We start from the raw sequence: 14,678 nt of genomic DNA, 5'->3' as shown, positions 1-14,678 counted from the left end.
GCGGGCGTGGCCGGGCTGCCCGGCCCGGCGGCGTCTCGTAGGCTGGCGGTTCGGGGTGCCGGCTCGGTGGCCCGCAGCGTGGAGAGGGCGCAACGGTGGATGGAGAACCTCGGGAGCGGTTGTGGCGGGCGATCGCCGCGGCCGCCGAGGTACCGGGCCGCCGCGAGAGCTGGGCGCAAGCGGTGTGCCTGGCGTGTGTGGACACGCTGGAGCAGGTCGACGCGGCCATCCTGGCCTTGCGGGGCAGCGCCCGTTCCGAGGAGGTGCTGGGGGCCAGCGACCAGTGGGCCGCGAAACTGGCGGAACTGCAGTACACCGTCGGCGAGGGCCCCGGGGTCGAGGCGTTCGAGGGCGGGAGCCCGGTGCTGGTGCCCGACCTGAGCGTCGAGCAGGTGCGCTGGCCGGGATTCGCCGACGCGGCGCTCGCCTTGGGTGTGGCGGCGGTGTTCGCGTTCCCGTTCCAGTTCGGGGCGATCAAGTTCGGCACCCTCGAGCTGGTCCGCCGCCGTCCCGGCGGACTGGCCAGCGCCGAACAGCGGGATGCCGCGCTGGCGGCGGACCTGGCCACGGCGGCCCTGCTGCGCCAGTCCCTCGAGGCGGAACGGGCGGGCCAAGACTTCGCGCCTCGTCCCGTTGCCTCCTACCAGGACGTCAACATCGCCACCGGCATGCTCGCCGCCCAGCTGCAAGTCACCCTCGACGACGCCTTCGCCCGCCTGCGCGCCCACGCCTTCAGCCAGGACCGGTCGGTCCTCGACGTCGCCCGAGACGTCCTGGAGCGGCTCATCGCCCTGGACGAGCTGGCCGAATGACCCCCTCACCAGGAGACAACATGAGCGACCATCCGGTTGACGGGGAACCCGGCACCGCCCCGGCCGAGCTGACCGGCGCGCTGGTCACGATCACCACGCGCCTGGTCGGCAGCCCGGACAACGCCACGGTGCTGCGCCTGATCACCGAGGTCGGCACCGGGCTGCTCGGCGCGACCGCCACCGGCGTGCTGCTGACCGGTGTCCGTGGTCTGGAAGTGGTGGCGACCTCCGACGAAACCGCCCGGTTCGTCGAGCTGCTGCAGACCCACATCGAGCAGGGGCCGTGCGTGGACTGCATCGCGGCGGCCGCCGTGGTGACCGCGCCGGATCTGGCGGCGGAGCGGGACCGGTGGCCCGAGTTCGTTCCCGCCGCCCTGGAGGCCGGGTACCGCTCGGTGGTCGCGGTCCCGCTGCGGCTGGACGGAGCCGCGGTCGGCGGGTTCAACCTGTTCTACGACACCGCGGTGACGATGCCGCAGTGGCAGCTGGACCTGGCGCAGGTGGTGTCCGACCTGGCGGTGCTCGCCCTGGTCCAGGAGCGCGGCGACCGCCGCGCGGACCGGCTTTTCGAGGCCACGGTCACGGCCTTGAACGACCGGGTCCAGCTCGACCAGGCCGTCGGCTTGGTCGCCGGCACCCTCGGGATCACCCTGGCCGAGGCCCGCGCTCGCTTGACCGGCTACGCCACCGAGCACCGCCTCGTCCTGCGTGAGGTGACCCGCGCGGTCACCGACGGCACCCTCACCCCAGCCGACCTGGCCGGCTGACCAGGGTCAGCTCCGGTCCCCGAAATCCGGGTCGGCGGTACCGGGCACCGGCCCCTCGACAACGCCCCCGCCCGTGTCCCGCACCAGGCCACCCCGCGCCATCACCAACGGCACCCTCACCCCGGCCGACCTGGCGGGCTGACCACGGTCAGCCCCGGTCCCCGAAATCCGGGTCGGCGGTTCCGTCGGCCCGGGCGTCGACGACGGCCGCGACCCGGGCGGCCTCGGCACCCAGTCCCGCGCCGCCGGTGAGGTCGTGGCGGGCCTGTGCGGCGTCGCAGCCCTGCCAGCCCTGGAGGATGCCGACCGCTTCGTCGACCGCGACCCGTGCCGCCAGCGAATCCAGCAGCAGGCGCCCCGCCGCGGCGGGCGAGTCGGCATCGGGATCCGGGGGCGTCATGACCCCTACGGTCCTCTCTACCGCGGGCAAGCGCCAGGCCGGCCGGGCCGGCGCGTTATCGACGTGCCCTGCAGCACCGCGGTGACCAGCCGCTCGGCGCAGTCGCGCAGCTTGACGTTCTCCCGCTGCGACTGCACGACCAGCAGCCGGAACGCCTCGTCGGCGGAGATCCCGCGGGCTCCCATCAGGATGCCCTTGGCCTGGTCGATCGCCGCCCGCGACACCAGCGCGGTACTCAGCTGCCCGGCTTCGCGCCGGGCGGCCAGGTAGCGGGCCGTGGACCGCAACGCACCTTCGACCGCGGCCACGAACAGCTCCAGCAGCGTGCCTTCCACCTCCTGGTAGCCGTGGGCGTGCAGGCCGTAGAGGTTCAGCGAGCCGGTGTGCGCGGCGTCGACCGCCAGCGGCGCGGACAGGTAGCTCGCCACGCCGGCGTCCAGGGCCCTGCGGGTGAACTCCGGCCACCGGCCGCGCGCGGTGGCGACGTCGACCCGGACGACCCGGCGGGTCTCGGCGGCCTCCAGGCACGGCCCGCTCCCGGCGCGGTATTGGACGGCGTCGAGGTCGAAGGCACGGTGATCGGTACAGGCGGCCGTGCTCGGCACCCCGTTCCGGAGCAAGGTGATGCTGGCGAGGTCGGCGCCCGGGATGACGTGGATCAGCTGCCGGCACACCAGCTGCAGTGAGGTGTCCAGTTCGCCGTCGTCGTCCAGCGCCGCGGTCAGCGCCGCCAAGGCGCCGGTCACCTCGTCCAGCTGCCGGAGGATGCCGCCGGCCTCACCGTCGCCCGACAACGCCATCACCGCCCTCCGCCCGCCGAAGACCACCCCGATCACGGTAGCCCGTGGTGGTCTTCGAAGAATGCCACCATCCGGCGCTTCCCCCGACCGTGATGAGCCGGCGGACGTCGCGAGCGGGTCCTTCGTGGTGACGTTCTCGAACGCTTCGTCACGGTCGGTGCCGCGGTCCCGTGGCCAGTCCATGAGGAATCGATGCTTTGGCCACGGAGCGAAACACGCCCCTGACAGTCCCTTGTGGACGAACCTCGTGGTCAGCGCGAACGGGCGCGCAGGTGCGCCCGTTCGCCGTGGCGGCCGAACAGGATCAGCAGCTCGACCGGCTTTCCGTCGGCGCTGCCGAGCCAGTGCGGGATCGTGGTGTCGAACTCCGCTGCCTCGCCCGGGGGCAGGACCAGGTCGTGCTCGCCGAGGACCAGCCGCAGGTTTCCGTGGAGCACGTAAAGCCATTCGTGGCCTTCGTGGATCCGGTGTTCCGGGACCGGTGGGCGATCGGCGCCGGGAATGATCATCTTGTAGGCCTGCATGCCGCCCGGCCGCCGGGACAGGGGCACGAAAGTCATGCCGTGGCGGTGGATCGGGGTGAGGTGGATGCGGGGGTCGCCGGTGCGGGGCGCGCCGACGAGGTCGTCGAGCGGAACGTCGTAGGCGCGGGCCAGCGGCAGCAGGAGTTCCAGGCTCGCGCGCCGCTGCCCGCTCTCCAGCCGTGACAGCGTGCTTTGCGACACCCCGGTGGTGGCGGCGACGTCGGCCAGCGTCATCCCGCGGTGCCGGCGCAGGGCCCGCAGCCGGGGACCGACCGCGTGCAGCACGTCCTCGAAGTCGTCGCTCACCCCGCCAGTTTGCCGGAACCGCAAGAAAGCGTGCCGGAACCGCCGGGTCCGGGTGAGGGTGGCGGGCAGGACACCTGCGAGCAGCGGCCATGACGACACCGCCCGGCGAACCGACCGCCGAAGTCGCCGATCACCCGCACCACGACCCGGAGGGACGCACCATGCCCCGACCCCGGCGGCGGGACACCCCGCCCCCGCGCACCGGCCCGGCCGAGAAGGACGTGCTGCGCGGCTTCCTCGACCACCTGCGGGCCGCGGTCGACGCCAAGGCCCAGGACGTGCCGGGACCGCAGGTCCGGACACCCGGCGTCCCGTCGGGCACGTCGCTGCTGGGCCTGGTCCGGCACCTGACGCACGTCGAGCGGTTCACCTTCCTCGGCGAGGACCCGGCCGACTGGCCCGCCACGTTCCGGCCACGCCCGGAGGAGACCGCCGCCGCGGTCCTGGCCGGCTACCGCGCCGCGTGCGAGCGGGCGAACGAGGTCATCGACGCCTGCACCGACCTGACGCAGCCGGTGGCCCGCCCCGGCCGCGCCGCGCCGTCGATGCGCTGGGCCCTGGTCCACATGATCGAAGAGACCGGCCGCCACGCCGGGCACGCCGACATCCTCCGCGAGCTGATCGACGGCAGCACCGGCCGCTGACCCGGCCCGCGGGTGGGGCCGGCCGATGTGGACGGTCCCGGCGGCCGATCTTGCGCTTTTGGCCTCCGCGCCGGGGAACGGCTTACAAATCCACAGTGGAGCCGCGACGAGAAGGGGAAATCCAGTGCGCGGGACCCAGTGGGGAACGGTCCGGCCGACCACACCGCACCCGTTCGCCCTGCGGGTCACCCGAAAGAGTGCTATTTGATCATTATGACTGAATCACCGAACTACCCGCAGTCGCCGGCTTCCGCCTCGCCGGGCCAGGCACCCGCCCCGCCGCGGCCGGGCACGATCGAAGCCGCCTTCTGGGCGTTCATCGCCGCGCCCGTCATCGGGCTGATCGGCGGCCTGCTGATCTTCGCCGACCGGGACAAGATCGCGGCCACCCTGCGCGACACGAACAGACAACGCGGCGGCAACCTCACCGACGCGCAGATCGACCAGACGGTGAACGTCACGATGATCACCGCGGTGGTGATCGCGGTGATCATCGCCGCGCTGTACCTGCTGTTCGCCTTCAAGCTGCGCGCCGGCCGGAACTGGGCGCGCATCGTGCTGACGGTGCTGGCCGCCCTGCAGCTGATCTCGCTGCTGACCGGGCAGAGCACGATCGGCGGGTACCTCGCGGTGCTCGCCGCGGTGGTCGGCGTGGTGCTGTCGTTCACGGGCCCGTCGAACGCCTACATCGCGGCGGTCAAGGCCCAGCGCTGACCCCGATCCGCGCGGTGGCCCGGCCGGGCCACCGCGCGGATCGCCGCGCAGCCGGACTCCCCTTCGGCGCACGCGAATCCGGTTCCCCGCAGCGGAAACCCGGCCGTGGCGGTCACATTACCGTCCGTATTCTTCCGCACTCGTCCAGGTAATCACTCGTCCGTGTCAGATCCGGCCGGGTCCCGCCTCGAATGCCGCAGTGCGCACTACTGCCCGTCGGCGAATTCCGGGAACCCCGCGCCCGGGCGGCCACGCCAAGGTGGTCGCCGTGGTTCGAGATCACTTTTCGCGCACCTCCGCGGCCGTCGCCGGTTCCCGGGATCCTTGCCCGCCGCGACGATTTTGGTAGCTTGGCCGGGCTTCTCCCCGCGGACCGGTCGACGTCACCGGTCCGCGTCCCCGCTCGCGTTCCCGCATCCGTTGCCGCTGAAAGGAATTCTTCATGCGCACAGCCCTGCTCCGAGCCGGGGGCCTGGCCGGGGTGACCGCCGCCGTCCTCGCCACTTCCGCCGGCGTCGCGGTGGCGGACGACGCTGTCACGGCGTCCGCGTACGGCGCTTCGGCCACCGTTTCCCTGCTGCCGGGGTGCCGGCCGTCGGCGCGGGAACCACCGTCGACACCGGGCGGCTGGCGGCGTCCGGCGGCGGCGGCCCGGCCTCGGCGAGCGCCGCCGACGCGCCGCTCGAGGGGCTCGTCACCGCCAAGGCGATCACCAGTTCCGTCGTGACCGGCGCCGGTTCCGCGGTGGCCAAGGCCGCGGTCGCCGAGGCGGCGCTGCCGCTGCTCGGCCCCGCCGCCGGCCGCGTGCCGTCGATCCGCCTGATCAGCGCCCGCTGCGCGTCGGCCGACGGCCAGGTCACCGGCAGCAGCGACCTCGCCGGTGTCCAGCTCGGCCGGCTCGGCACGCTCCCCGCCGCCACCGCGCCGAACCAGCGGCTGGGTATCCCCGGCGTGGCCGAGGTGATCGTCAACGAGCAGCTCCAGCGCTACGACGGCAGCCTCGAAGTGACGGCGCTGCACGTCAAGCTGCTCGGCGAAAGCGCCACCGGCGCGCTCGGCCGCGGCGACGTGAAGCTGGCGTCGGCGATCTGCGGCCCGTCGCGGGAACGCGCACCCGAGGCGCCGCCACGGCCGGACCGGCCCCGTCAGGTGGCCGTCGTCCCCGCCGGTGCGCCTCAGACCGGCGACGGCAGCCTCACGGCGGAGGGCTGAGCCGATGCCCCGTCGCACGCTCCTGATCGCCCTGCTCGCGCTGGTGCTCGCCGGGTGCGGCGCACCGGCGACCCCCGCGGCGCCGGCCCCCGCGGCGCCGGCCCCCGCGCCCGCCCCCGCCGGGCCGGCGCGGTCCCTGCCGACCGCGCTCGACGTCCCGGCCATCGACGCGAAGTCCTCGCTGGTGCCGCTCGGTCTCAACGCCGACCGCACCGTCGAGGTCCCGCCGGTCGACCGGCCGCTGCAGGCCGGCTGGTACGAATACGGCCCGACGCCGGGCGAAGCCGGGCCCGCGGTGATCCTCGGCCACATCGACGGCGGGCACCGGAAAGGCATCTTCTGGCGGCTGCATGAACTCGAGCCGGGCCAGCAGGTGCACGTCGACCGCGCCGACGGCAGACGGCTGACGTTCGAGGTGACGAAGGTGGAGCAGATCGCGAAGAACGCGTTCCCGACCGAAGCCGTGTACGGCGACACGGCCGACCCGCAGCTGCGCCTGATCACCTGCGGTGGCCGGTACGACGCGGCGAACCGGAACTACCTCGACAACGTCATCGCGTACGCGAAACTCCAGCGGTGACGGCGTAATCAACTGTCCCTTGTGGACTGTCTGGGTCAGCTGTTCCACATCTGCGCGGCCAGCCGGAGGAACTCGCGGCCGTCGCCGGCGCACAGCGCGGTGCCGCGATCGACGTAGACGTCCAGCACCCGGTCCGCCCCCGTCAGCCGCAGCGCCCGGCTCACCACCGCGTTGCCGCCGGTGACGACCCTGAGCCGGGCGTTCCCGGCGGCGGCGTGGTCGGTCACCGCGCACAGGGCGCGGACCCCCGCCGCGCCGAGGAAGTGCACGCCGGCCAGATCCAGCACGATCGCCCGCGGTGCCGGGCACCCGGCCAGCGCGGCCGCCACGGCCCCCGCGGCGACGAGGACGGTCCCGGCATCGAGTTCGCCGGCCAGGACCAGGAGTACCGGCTCACCGTGCGAGCACGAGACCCGCAATCGCCCCGGCGGGGGGCCGAAGGACGCCACGCGAAAACACCCCATCTTCGGAGGACCGGCACGGACGGGAGTTGCGGCTCGTGCACGACCCGCCTCCGCGTCAGGCTAATGACGGTCACCGGCCGATCACAAGCCGTGACCACCCGAGTCGACCCGATCGTGTTTCGCCGCGGGGAGGCGCGGGAAGTCACGCGGGGCGGCTCGGCTTTCAAGGAGGTTGTCATGACGGCAACACCCGACTCGGCGGCGACCGGGGTGCGGACGCTCATCCCGGCGCGCATCGACCGGTTGCCCTGGTCCCCGTTCCACACCCGGATGGTGGTCGCCCTGGGGGTGGCCTGGATCCTCGACGGCCTGGAGATCACGGTGGCCAGCGCGGTCGCCGACACCCTCACCAAGCCCGAGACGTTGAACATGTCGTCGGCGGCCGTCGGGCTGCTGGCGACGATCTACCTCGCCGGCGAGGTGGTCGGGGCGCTGTTCTTCGGCAGCCTGTCCGACAAACTGGGGCGCCGGAACCTGTTCATGCTCACCCTGGCCGTCTACCTCGTCGGCAGCGGCCTGACCGCGCTGACCCTCGGCAACGGCGTGGGCTGGGTGGTCTTCCTCTACGCCACCCGGTTCGTGGCCGGCATGGGCATCGGCGGCGAGTACGCCGCCATCAACTCCGCGATCGACGAGCTGATCCCGGCCCGCTACCGGGGCCGGGTGGACATCGCGGTCAACGGCACCTACTGGGCCGGGGCCGTGCTGGGGACGATCGGCACGTACATCCTGCTCAACCGGCTGGACCTCTCGCTGGGCTGGCGGCTGGGCTTCCTGATCGGGCCGGTGCTCGGGCTGGTGATCCTGCTCGTGCGGCGGCACCTGCCGGAGAGCCCGCGCTGGCAGATCATGCACGGCAAGTCCGAAGCCGCCGAGAAGTCGATCGCCCAGATCGAGCACGAGGTGGAGGCCACCGGCCGCAGCCTGCCGCCGGTCGACGAGAAGAAGGCGATCCAGGTGACGCCGGCCGAGCGGATCGGCTACGTGGCCTTGGCCAGGGTGCTCTTCCGGGATTACCCGTCGAGGGCCGTCCTGGGCGCCTCGCTGATGATCAGCCAGTCGTTCCTGTACAACGCCATCTTCTTCACCTACACGCTGGTGCTCGGCAAGTTCTACGGGGTGTCGTCGGAGACCACGCCGATCTACCTCATCGCGTTCGCGGTGGGGAACCTGGTCGGCCCGTTCACCATCGGCCACCTGTTCGACACCCTCGGACGCCGGAAGATGATCTCCGGGACGTACGTGGTGTCCGGCGTCCTGCTCGCCGTCACGGCGGTGCTGTTCTACGCGGGCGCGCTCAACGCGATCACGCAGACGATCGCGTGGTGCGTGATCTTCTTCTTCGCCTCGGCCGGCGCCAGCGCGGGCTACCTGACGGTGAGCGAGATCTTCCCGCTGGAGGTGCGCGCGAAGGCGATCGCGGTGTTCTTCGCGATCGCGCAGTGCTTCGGCGCGCTGGGCCCGGTGATCTACGGCGCGCTGATCGGCACGGGCGAGCACCCGGTCCGGTTGTTCGTCGGCTACCTGCTCGGCGCGGCGGTGATGATCGCCGGCGGCCTGGTCGCCCGGTTCCTGGCGGTGGACGCGGAAGGCAAGTCGCTGGAGGACATCGCCCAGCCGTTGGCCGCCGTCGGCCGCCGCGGCCGCACCCGCGCGGAAGGGGCGTCGTCGCCGTTCTCCACGTGAGCCCCTCGGGGCCGCGGGTAACCCCGGGCCATCGCTCGCGAGCGGAGGGGACGAGATGAGCAGACGTACCGAACCCGCGGTCGCGGCCTCCGACCGCTGGGTCGACGACGAGGGCGTCCGGGCGCCCGGCGGGTCCGTGCACGCCTGGCGGCCGGGGACCAACCAGACCCTCTGCGGGATCCCGCTGCACAAGGCGGGCCTGCAGCGCTTCCCCCACGTGCTGTGGGTCGACGCGCGGTGGCTGGCCGACACCAGCGACGAGCGGATCGTCCTCTGCCACCGGTGCGCCGCCGCGGCCGGTGACCGGCCCGGGCGGCGCCGGTGGACTCGCGAACGCCCCCGGCCGTGACAGCGTTTAGCCGGGGCAGACCCCGGGTAGCCGCCCGTGCGGAGGCGGCCGGTGGGCCGCGGTAGGGAGGTGGGGCGTGGGACCACGGAAGTGGCTCGAGTCCTGGCCGGTCTACCGCCAGCTGACCGGCACCGACCCGCTCGGCCGGGGCAAGGCGGCGGAGTCCCCGCGCTCGGAAGCCCTGACCCCGCGTACCGCGGGCGCCGACCGCGTGGCCAGGTCGGTCTGTCCCTACTGCGCCGTCGGCTGCGGGCAGCAGGTCTTCGTCAAGGACGAGCGGGTCGTGCAGATCGAAGGCGACCCGCACAGCCCGATCTCCCGCGGCCGGCTCTGCCCCAAGGGCTCGGCGAGCAAGCAGCTGGTCACCGGCCCGCAGCGCGAGCAGAAGGTCCGCTACCGCGCGCCCTACGCCACCGAGTGGACCGACCTGGACCTCGGCACGGCGATGGCGATGGTCGCCGACCGCGTGCTCGACGCCCGGCGCAAAGGCTGGCAGGACACCGACGACCACGGGAAGCCGCTGCGCCGCACCATGGGCATCGCCAGCCTCGGTGGCGCCACCCTGGACAACGAAGAGAACTACCTGATCAAGAAGCTCTTCACCGCGCTCGGCGCGATCCAGATCGAGAACCAGGCCCGTATTTGACACTCCGCCACGGTTCCCGGTCTGGGGGCCTCCTTCGGTCGCGGTGGCGCGACGGACTACCAGCAGGACCTGCAGAACTCCGACTGCGTCGTCATCATGGGCTCGAACATGGCCGAGGCGCACCCGGTGGGGTTCCAGTGGGTGATGGAGGCGAAGGCCCGCGGGGCCGAGGTGCTGCACATCGACCCGCGCTTCACCCGGACGAGCGCGCTCGCCGACGCCCACGTCCCGCTGCGCGCCGGCACCGACATCGCGTTCCTCGGCGGGGTGATCAACCACATCCTGAGCAACGACCTGGACTTCCGGGAGTACGTGGTCGCCTACACCAACGCCTCGTTCCTGGTGCGCGAGGACTACCGCGACACCGAGGACCTCGACGGCCTCTTCAGCGGCTACGACGAGGCCAAGGCCGCCTACGACCCTTCGACGTGGCACTACGAGAGCGTCGCGCAGCCGGAGGGCGGCGGTCACGGCAAGGAGATGTCGTCGTCCTACCAGCACGGCTCGGGCGGCCCGGTGCTCGAAGGCGGCAGCGAGGAGATCGCCGCCGACCCGACGCTGCAGCACCCCCGCTGCGTCTTCCAGATCCTCAAGCGCCACTTCGCCCGCTACACCCCGGAAATGGTCGAGGCCACCTGCGGGACGCCGAAGGAGCTCTTCCAGCGCGTCTGTGACGCGTGGACGCGCAACTCGGGCCGGGAACGCACCGCCGCGCTGGTCTACAGCGTCGGCTGGACGCAGCACAGCGTCGGCGCCCAGTACATCCGGGCCGGCTCGATCATCCAGCTGCTGCTCGGCAACATCGGCCGGCCCGGCGGCGGGGTGTTCGCGCTGCGCGGGCACGCCAGCATCCAGGGCTCGACCGACATCCCGACGCTGTTCAACCTGCTGCCCGGCTACCTGCCGATGCCCACCCCCGACCACACCACCCTGGCCGAGTACCTCGACAGCGTCCGCGCTGACAAGCAGAAGGGCTTCTGGCGCAACGCCGACGCCTACACCGTTTCGCTGCTGAAAGAGTACTGGGGCGACAAAGCCACCGCGGACAACGACTTCTGCTTCGGCTACCTGCCGCGGATCAACGGCGACCACGGCACCTACCGCACCGTGATGGACATGGTCGACGGCAAGGTGTCCGGCTACTTCCTGCTCGGGCAGAACCCCGCCGTCGGGTCCGCGCACGGCCGGCTGCAACGGCTCGGCATGGCCAACCTCGACTGGCTGGTGGTCCGGGACCTGACGATGATCGAGAGCGCCACCTTCTGGAAGGACTCGCCGGAGATCGAGACCGGCGAGATCGTGCCGGAGCAGTGCCGCACCGAGGTGTTCTTCTTCCCCGCCGCCTCGCACGTCGAGAAGGAAGGAACGTTCACCCAGACCCAGCGGATGCTGCAGTGGCGCGAAAAGGCCGTCGAGCCGGCCGGCGACCAGCGGTCGGAGCTGTGGTTCTTCCACCACCTCGGGCGCCTGGTCCGGGAGCGGCTGGCCGGCTCCGCCGACGAACGCGACCGGCCGGTGCTGGACCTCGCGTGGGACCACGCGGTCCACGACGACGAACCGTCCGCCGAGGACGTGCTGCGGCGGATCAACGGCCAGGACCTCACCACCGGCCAGGAGCTCGGCGGCTACCTCGAACTCAAGGCCGACGGCAGTACGTCCTGCGGGTGCTGGATCTACAGCGGCGTCTACGCCGACGGCGTCAACCAGGCCGCCCGCCGCAAGTCCCGCTTCGAGCAGGACCTGTACGCGAGGGAATGGGGCTGGGTGTGGCCGCTGAACCGGCGGGTGCTCTACAACCGCGCGTCCGCCGACCCGCAGGGGCGGCCGTGGAGCGAGCGCAAGGCCCTGGTGTGGTGGGACGCCGAGCGCGGCGAATGGACCGGCCACGACGTCCCCGACTTCGAAAAGACCAAGCCGCCGGACCACGTCCCGCCGCCGGACGCCGTGGGCCCGGCCGCCCTGCGCGGCGACGACCCGTTCATCATGCAGTCGGACGGCAAGGCGTGGCTGTTCGCCCCGTCGGGGCTGGCCGACGGCCCGCTCCCGACGCACTACGAGCCGCACGAATCACCGTTCCGCAACCCGTTCTACACGCAGCAGGCGAACCCGGCGCGGAAGGTGTACGGCCGCCGGGACAACCCGTCCCACCCGTCGCCGCCCGAGGCCCACGGCGAGGTGTTCCCGTTCGTGTTCACCGCCGCGCGGCTGACCGAGCACCACACCGCGGGCGGGATGAGCCGGACGCTGCCGTACCTGTCGGAGCTGCAGCCGGACCTGTTCGTCGAGGTCTCTCCCGAGCTGGCGAAGCTGCGCGGCCTGGCGCACCTCGGGTGGGCGCACGTCGTCACCGCGCGGGCGGCCGTCGAGGCGCGGGTGTTCGTGACCGACCGGATGGCGCCGCTGCGCGTGCAGGACCAGGTCGTGCACCAGGTGTGGATGCCCTACCACTGGGGCGGCTCCGGGCTGGTCCCCCGCGACGTCGTCAACGACCTGTTCGGCGTGGTGCTGGACCCGAACGTGTTCATCCAGGAGAGCAAGGTCGCCACCTGCGACGTCCGGCCCGGGCGGCGCCCGCGCGGCGCCGCGCTGCTCGCCCTGCTCGACGAATATCGCGCCCGTGCGGGCATCACGCCGGAAACGGGTACCCAGGTCGCCACCGCGCACGACACCGAGCACGTCGAACCCGGCCACGCCACGGAGGACCGATCATGACGACCGAGAACCGGCTGTCCGGGCCGCTGCCGGACGTGGCCGCCGAGGCCGGGCACACCGGGCACCCGCCGCGCGTCGGGTTCTTCACCGACACGTCGGTGTGCATCGGCTGCAAGGCCTGCGAAGTCGCCTGCAAGGAGTGGAACGACGTCCCCGAGGACGGGCTCGACCTGCTCGGGATGTCGTTCGACAACACCGGCGCGCTCGGTGCGAATTCGTGGCGGCACGTGGCCTTCATCGAGCAGGAGCGCCCGCTCGGCGAACAGTCGCCGGGGCTCGCGGGCCTGCCGACCGGGCCGTCGGCGATCCGCGAGACCACCGGGTTCGTCGCCGGGGAACTGCACGGATCCCCGCGCGGCGGCGGGGAACTCGGCACCTCGCCGCTGGAGCGGGCGCCGGAGGATCTCGGCATGCCGTCGTTCGACCTCCCGGGCGCGACGACCGGGGCCGAAGGGCGCACCGACTTCCGCTGGCTGATGGCGTCGGACGTGTGCAAGCACTGCACCCACGCCGGCTGTCTCGACGTCTGCCCGACCGGCGCGCTGTTCCGCACCGAGTTCGGCTCGGTCGTGGTGCAGCAGGACATCTGCAACGGCTGCGGCTACTGCGTTTCCGGCTGCCCCTACGGCGTCATCGACCGCCGGCCCGGCGACGGCCGGGCGCAGAAGTGCACGCTCTGCTACGACCGCCTCCACGACGGCCTCGAGCCGGCGTGCGCGAAGGCCTGCCCGACCGACTCCATCCAGTTCGGGGAACTCGACGAGCTGCGCGAGCGGGCGGCCCGCCGCGTCGAGGACCTGCACGAGCGTGGCGTGCCCGAGGCACGGCTCTACGGCCACGATCCCGAGGACGGCGTCGGTGGCAACGGCGCGTTCTTCCTGTTGCTGGACGAACCCGAGGTCTACGGGCTGCCGCCGGATCCGGTGGTGCCGACCCGCGAGCTGCCCGCGATGTGGAAGTACGCCGGGATGGCCGCGTCGGCGTTGCTCGCCGCCGCGGTCGCCGCGTTCGGAGGACGCCGCCGATGAGCGAAGACCCCCTGCTCCGCGAACCGCGCAGCGACGCACGGGCCACCGACCGCCGCGCGCGGACGTTCGGCCGCAAGCGCCGCTCCCGCGAAGAGCTGATGGTGCCGCCGGCGGAGTTCCGGTCGTACTACGGCCGTCCGGTGCTCAAGCCGCCGGTGTGGGAGTGGAAGGTGCCGGCGTACCTGTTCACCGGCGGGCTCGCGGCGGGCACCTCGCTGCTGGCCGCCGGCGCCGACCTGACCGGGCGGCCGCGGCTGCGCCGGGTGGGCCGCACCGGGTCGATGGCGGCGCTGCTGGCCAGTGTCTACCTGCTGGTCGCCGACCTCGGGCGGCCCGAGCGGTTCCACCACATGCTGCGCGTCGCGAAACCGACGTCGCCGATGAGCGTGGGCACGTGGATCCTCAGCGCGTTCGGACCCGGGATGGGCGTCGCCGCGGCCGCCGAGCTGCTGCCCGCCGGGCTGCGCCGCTCTCTGCCCGGCCGGCTCCTGCGCGCGGCGGCCCGGCCCGCCGGGCTGTCGTCGGCGGTCGTCGCCCCGGCCGTCGCGTCCTACACGGCGGTGCTGCTGTCGCAGACCGCGGTCCCGGCCTGGCACGAGGCCCACGCGCAGCTGCCGTTCGTGTTCACCGGCTCGGCGGCCGCGAGCTCGGGCGGCTTCGCGATGGCGCTGGTGCCGGTCGAGGAGGCCGGCCCGGCGCGAGCGCTGGCCGCCTTCGGCGCGGCGACCGAGCTCGTGGCGGCCAAGGTGCTGGAGAAGCGCCTCGGGCTCACGGCGGAGGCCTACACGACGGGCCGGGCGCACCGGCTGCGCAAGTGGTCGGAGCGGCTGACCGCCGCCGGCCTGCTCGGCACGCTGCTCGGGCACCGCAGCCGCGCGGTGTCCGTGGCGGCCGGGACGGCCCTGTTCGCGGGCAGCGCGTTGCAGCGGTTCGGGGTGTTCGAAGCGGGCGTGGAGTCCACAAAGGACCCCAAGTACGTCGTCGTGCCCCAGCGCCGGCGGGCCGCGTCACGGCCGTGACGCCGGCACCGCGGC

15 protein-coding genes are annotated in these 14,678 nt (G+C 72.9%); 11 read left to right on the top strand and 4 right to left on the bottom strand.

Annotated elements, in window-relative coordinates; genetic code table 11:
- Window positions 1-95: 95 nt before the first annotated feature.
- A complete protein-coding gene (locus AB0M80_RS19235) occupies window positions 96-812 on the top strand; it encodes an ANTAR domain-containing protein (protein WP_364566239.1) in 717 nt (238 codons plus the stop codon).
- Between the two features lie 20 nt (window positions 813-832).
- Window positions 833-1,579 carry a GAF and ANTAR domain-containing protein gene (locus AB0M80_RS19230; RefSeq protein WP_364566236.1) on the top strand — a complete coding sequence of 249 codons (747 nt, stop codon included), beginning with the start codon at window positions 833-835 and terminating at the stop codon, window positions 1,577-1,579.
- 148 nt (window positions 1,580-1,727) lie between these two features.
- On the opposite strand, the gene AB0M80_RS19225 is transcribed toward AB0M80_RS19230, so the two are convergent.
- The 3 genes from AB0M80_RS19225 to AB0M80_RS19215 form a co-directional block, all read right to left on the bottom strand.
- Window positions 1,728-1,979 (bottom strand): hypothetical protein, encoded by a 252-nt coding sequence (locus AB0M80_RS19225; RefSeq protein ID WP_364566233.1) that lies wholly within the window; start codon window positions 1,977-1,979, stop codon window positions 1,728-1,730.
- 17 nt (window positions 1,980-1,996) lie between these two features.
- Window positions 1,997-2,779 (bottom strand): ANTAR domain-containing protein, encoded by a 783-nt coding sequence (locus AB0M80_RS19220; protein WP_364566230.1) that lies wholly within the window; start codon window positions 2,777-2,779, stop codon window positions 1,997-1,999.
- A gap of 251 nt (window positions 2,780-3,030) precedes the next feature.
- Window positions 3,031-3,609 (bottom strand): XRE family transcriptional regulator, encoded by a 579-nt coding sequence (locus AB0M80_RS19215; RefSeq protein WP_364566229.1) that lies wholly within the window; start codon window positions 3,607-3,609, stop codon window positions 3,031-3,033.
- 161 nt (window positions 3,610-3,770) lie between these two features.
- On the opposite strand from AB0M80_RS19215, the gene AB0M80_RS19210 reads away from it, so the two are divergent.
- The 4 genes from AB0M80_RS19210 (at window position 3,771) to AB0M80_RS19195 (ending at window position 6,759) form a co-directional block, all read left to right on the top strand.
- Window positions 3,771-4,253: a DinB family protein gene (locus AB0M80_RS19210; RefSeq protein WP_364566647.1), complete on the top strand. Its 483-nt coding sequence runs from the start codon at window positions 3,771-3,773 to the stop codon at window positions 4,251-4,253.
- Window positions 4,254-4,466: 213 nt separating this feature from the next.
- Window positions 4,467-4,967, top strand: coding sequence for a hypothetical protein (locus tag AB0M80_RS19205; protein WP_364566226.1), 501 nt, complete (start codon window positions 4,467-4,469; stop codon window positions 4,965-4,967).
- 585 nt (window positions 4,968-5,552) lie between these two features.
- A complete protein-coding gene (locus AB0M80_RS19200; RefSeq protein ID WP_364566224.1) occupies window positions 5,553-6,179 on the top strand; it encodes a choice-of-anchor P family protein in 627 nt (208 codons plus the stop codon).
- Window positions 6,180-6,183: 4 nt separating this feature from the next.
- Window positions 6,184-6,759: a class F sortase gene (locus AB0M80_RS19195; protein WP_364566221.1), complete on the top strand. Its 576-nt coding sequence runs from the start codon at window positions 6,184-6,186 to the stop codon at window positions 6,757-6,759.
- A 35-nt stretch (window positions 6,760-6,794) separates the two neighbouring features.
- Here the strand turns inward: AB0M80_RS19195 and AB0M80_RS19190 are convergent, their stop codons facing one another.
- Window positions 6,795-7,208: an STAS domain-containing protein gene (locus AB0M80_RS19190; RefSeq protein WP_364566218.1), complete on the bottom strand. Its 414-nt coding sequence runs from the start codon at window positions 7,206-7,208 to the stop codon at window positions 6,795-6,797.
- Window positions 7,209-7,400: 192 nt separating this feature from the next.
- Between AB0M80_RS19190 and AB0M80_RS19185 the strand changes: the two genes are divergently transcribed.
- The 5 genes from AB0M80_RS19185 to nrfD all read left to right on the top strand — a co-directional run bounded on the left by AB0M80_RS19185 (window position 7,401) and on the right by nrfD (window position 14,663).
- Window positions 7,401-8,909 (top strand): MFS transporter, encoded by a 1,509-nt coding sequence (locus AB0M80_RS19185; RefSeq protein ID WP_364566215.1) that lies wholly within the window; start codon window positions 7,401-7,403, stop codon window positions 8,907-8,909.
- 55 nt (window positions 8,910-8,964) lie between these two features.
- Entirely contained in the window at window positions 8,965-9,258 is a 294-nt protein-coding gene (locus AB0M80_RS19180; protein ID WP_364566212.1) for a hypothetical protein, read from the top strand.
- 76 nt (window positions 9,259-9,334) lie between these two features.
- A complete protein-coding gene (gene fdh / locus AB0M80_RS19175) occupies window positions 9,335-12,616 on the top strand; it encodes a formate dehydrogenase (RefSeq protein ID WP_364566208.1) in 3,282 nt (1,093 codons plus the stop codon).
- Window positions 12,613-13,644, top strand: coding sequence for a 4Fe-4S dicluster domain-containing protein (locus AB0M80_RS19170; RefSeq protein WP_364566205.1), 1,032 nt, complete (start codon window positions 12,613-12,615; stop codon window positions 13,642-13,644). Before fdh ends, AB0M80_RS19170 begins: the two co-directional genes overlap by 4 nt.
- The gene (gene nrfD / locus AB0M80_RS19165) at window positions 13,641-14,663 is read left to right on the top strand and encodes an NrfD/PsrC family molybdoenzyme membrane anchor subunit (RefSeq protein ID WP_364566202.1); all 1,023 of its coding nucleotides are present in this window, start codon (window positions 13,641-13,643) and stop codon (window positions 14,661-14,663) included. The genes AB0M80_RS19170 and nrfD overlap by 4 nt, the downstream gene beginning before the upstream one ends.
- Window positions 14,664-14,678: the final 15 nt, after the last annotated feature.

This window comes from Amycolatopsis sp. NPDC051045 (genome assembly GCF_040682955.1).
Taxonomy (GTDB): Bacteria; Actinomycetota; Actinomycetes; order Mycobacteriales; family Pseudonocardiaceae; genus Amycolatopsis.
Note: the sequence above shows the minus strand (reverse complement) of the source record. Positions and strands in the feature narration are given on the sequence as shown.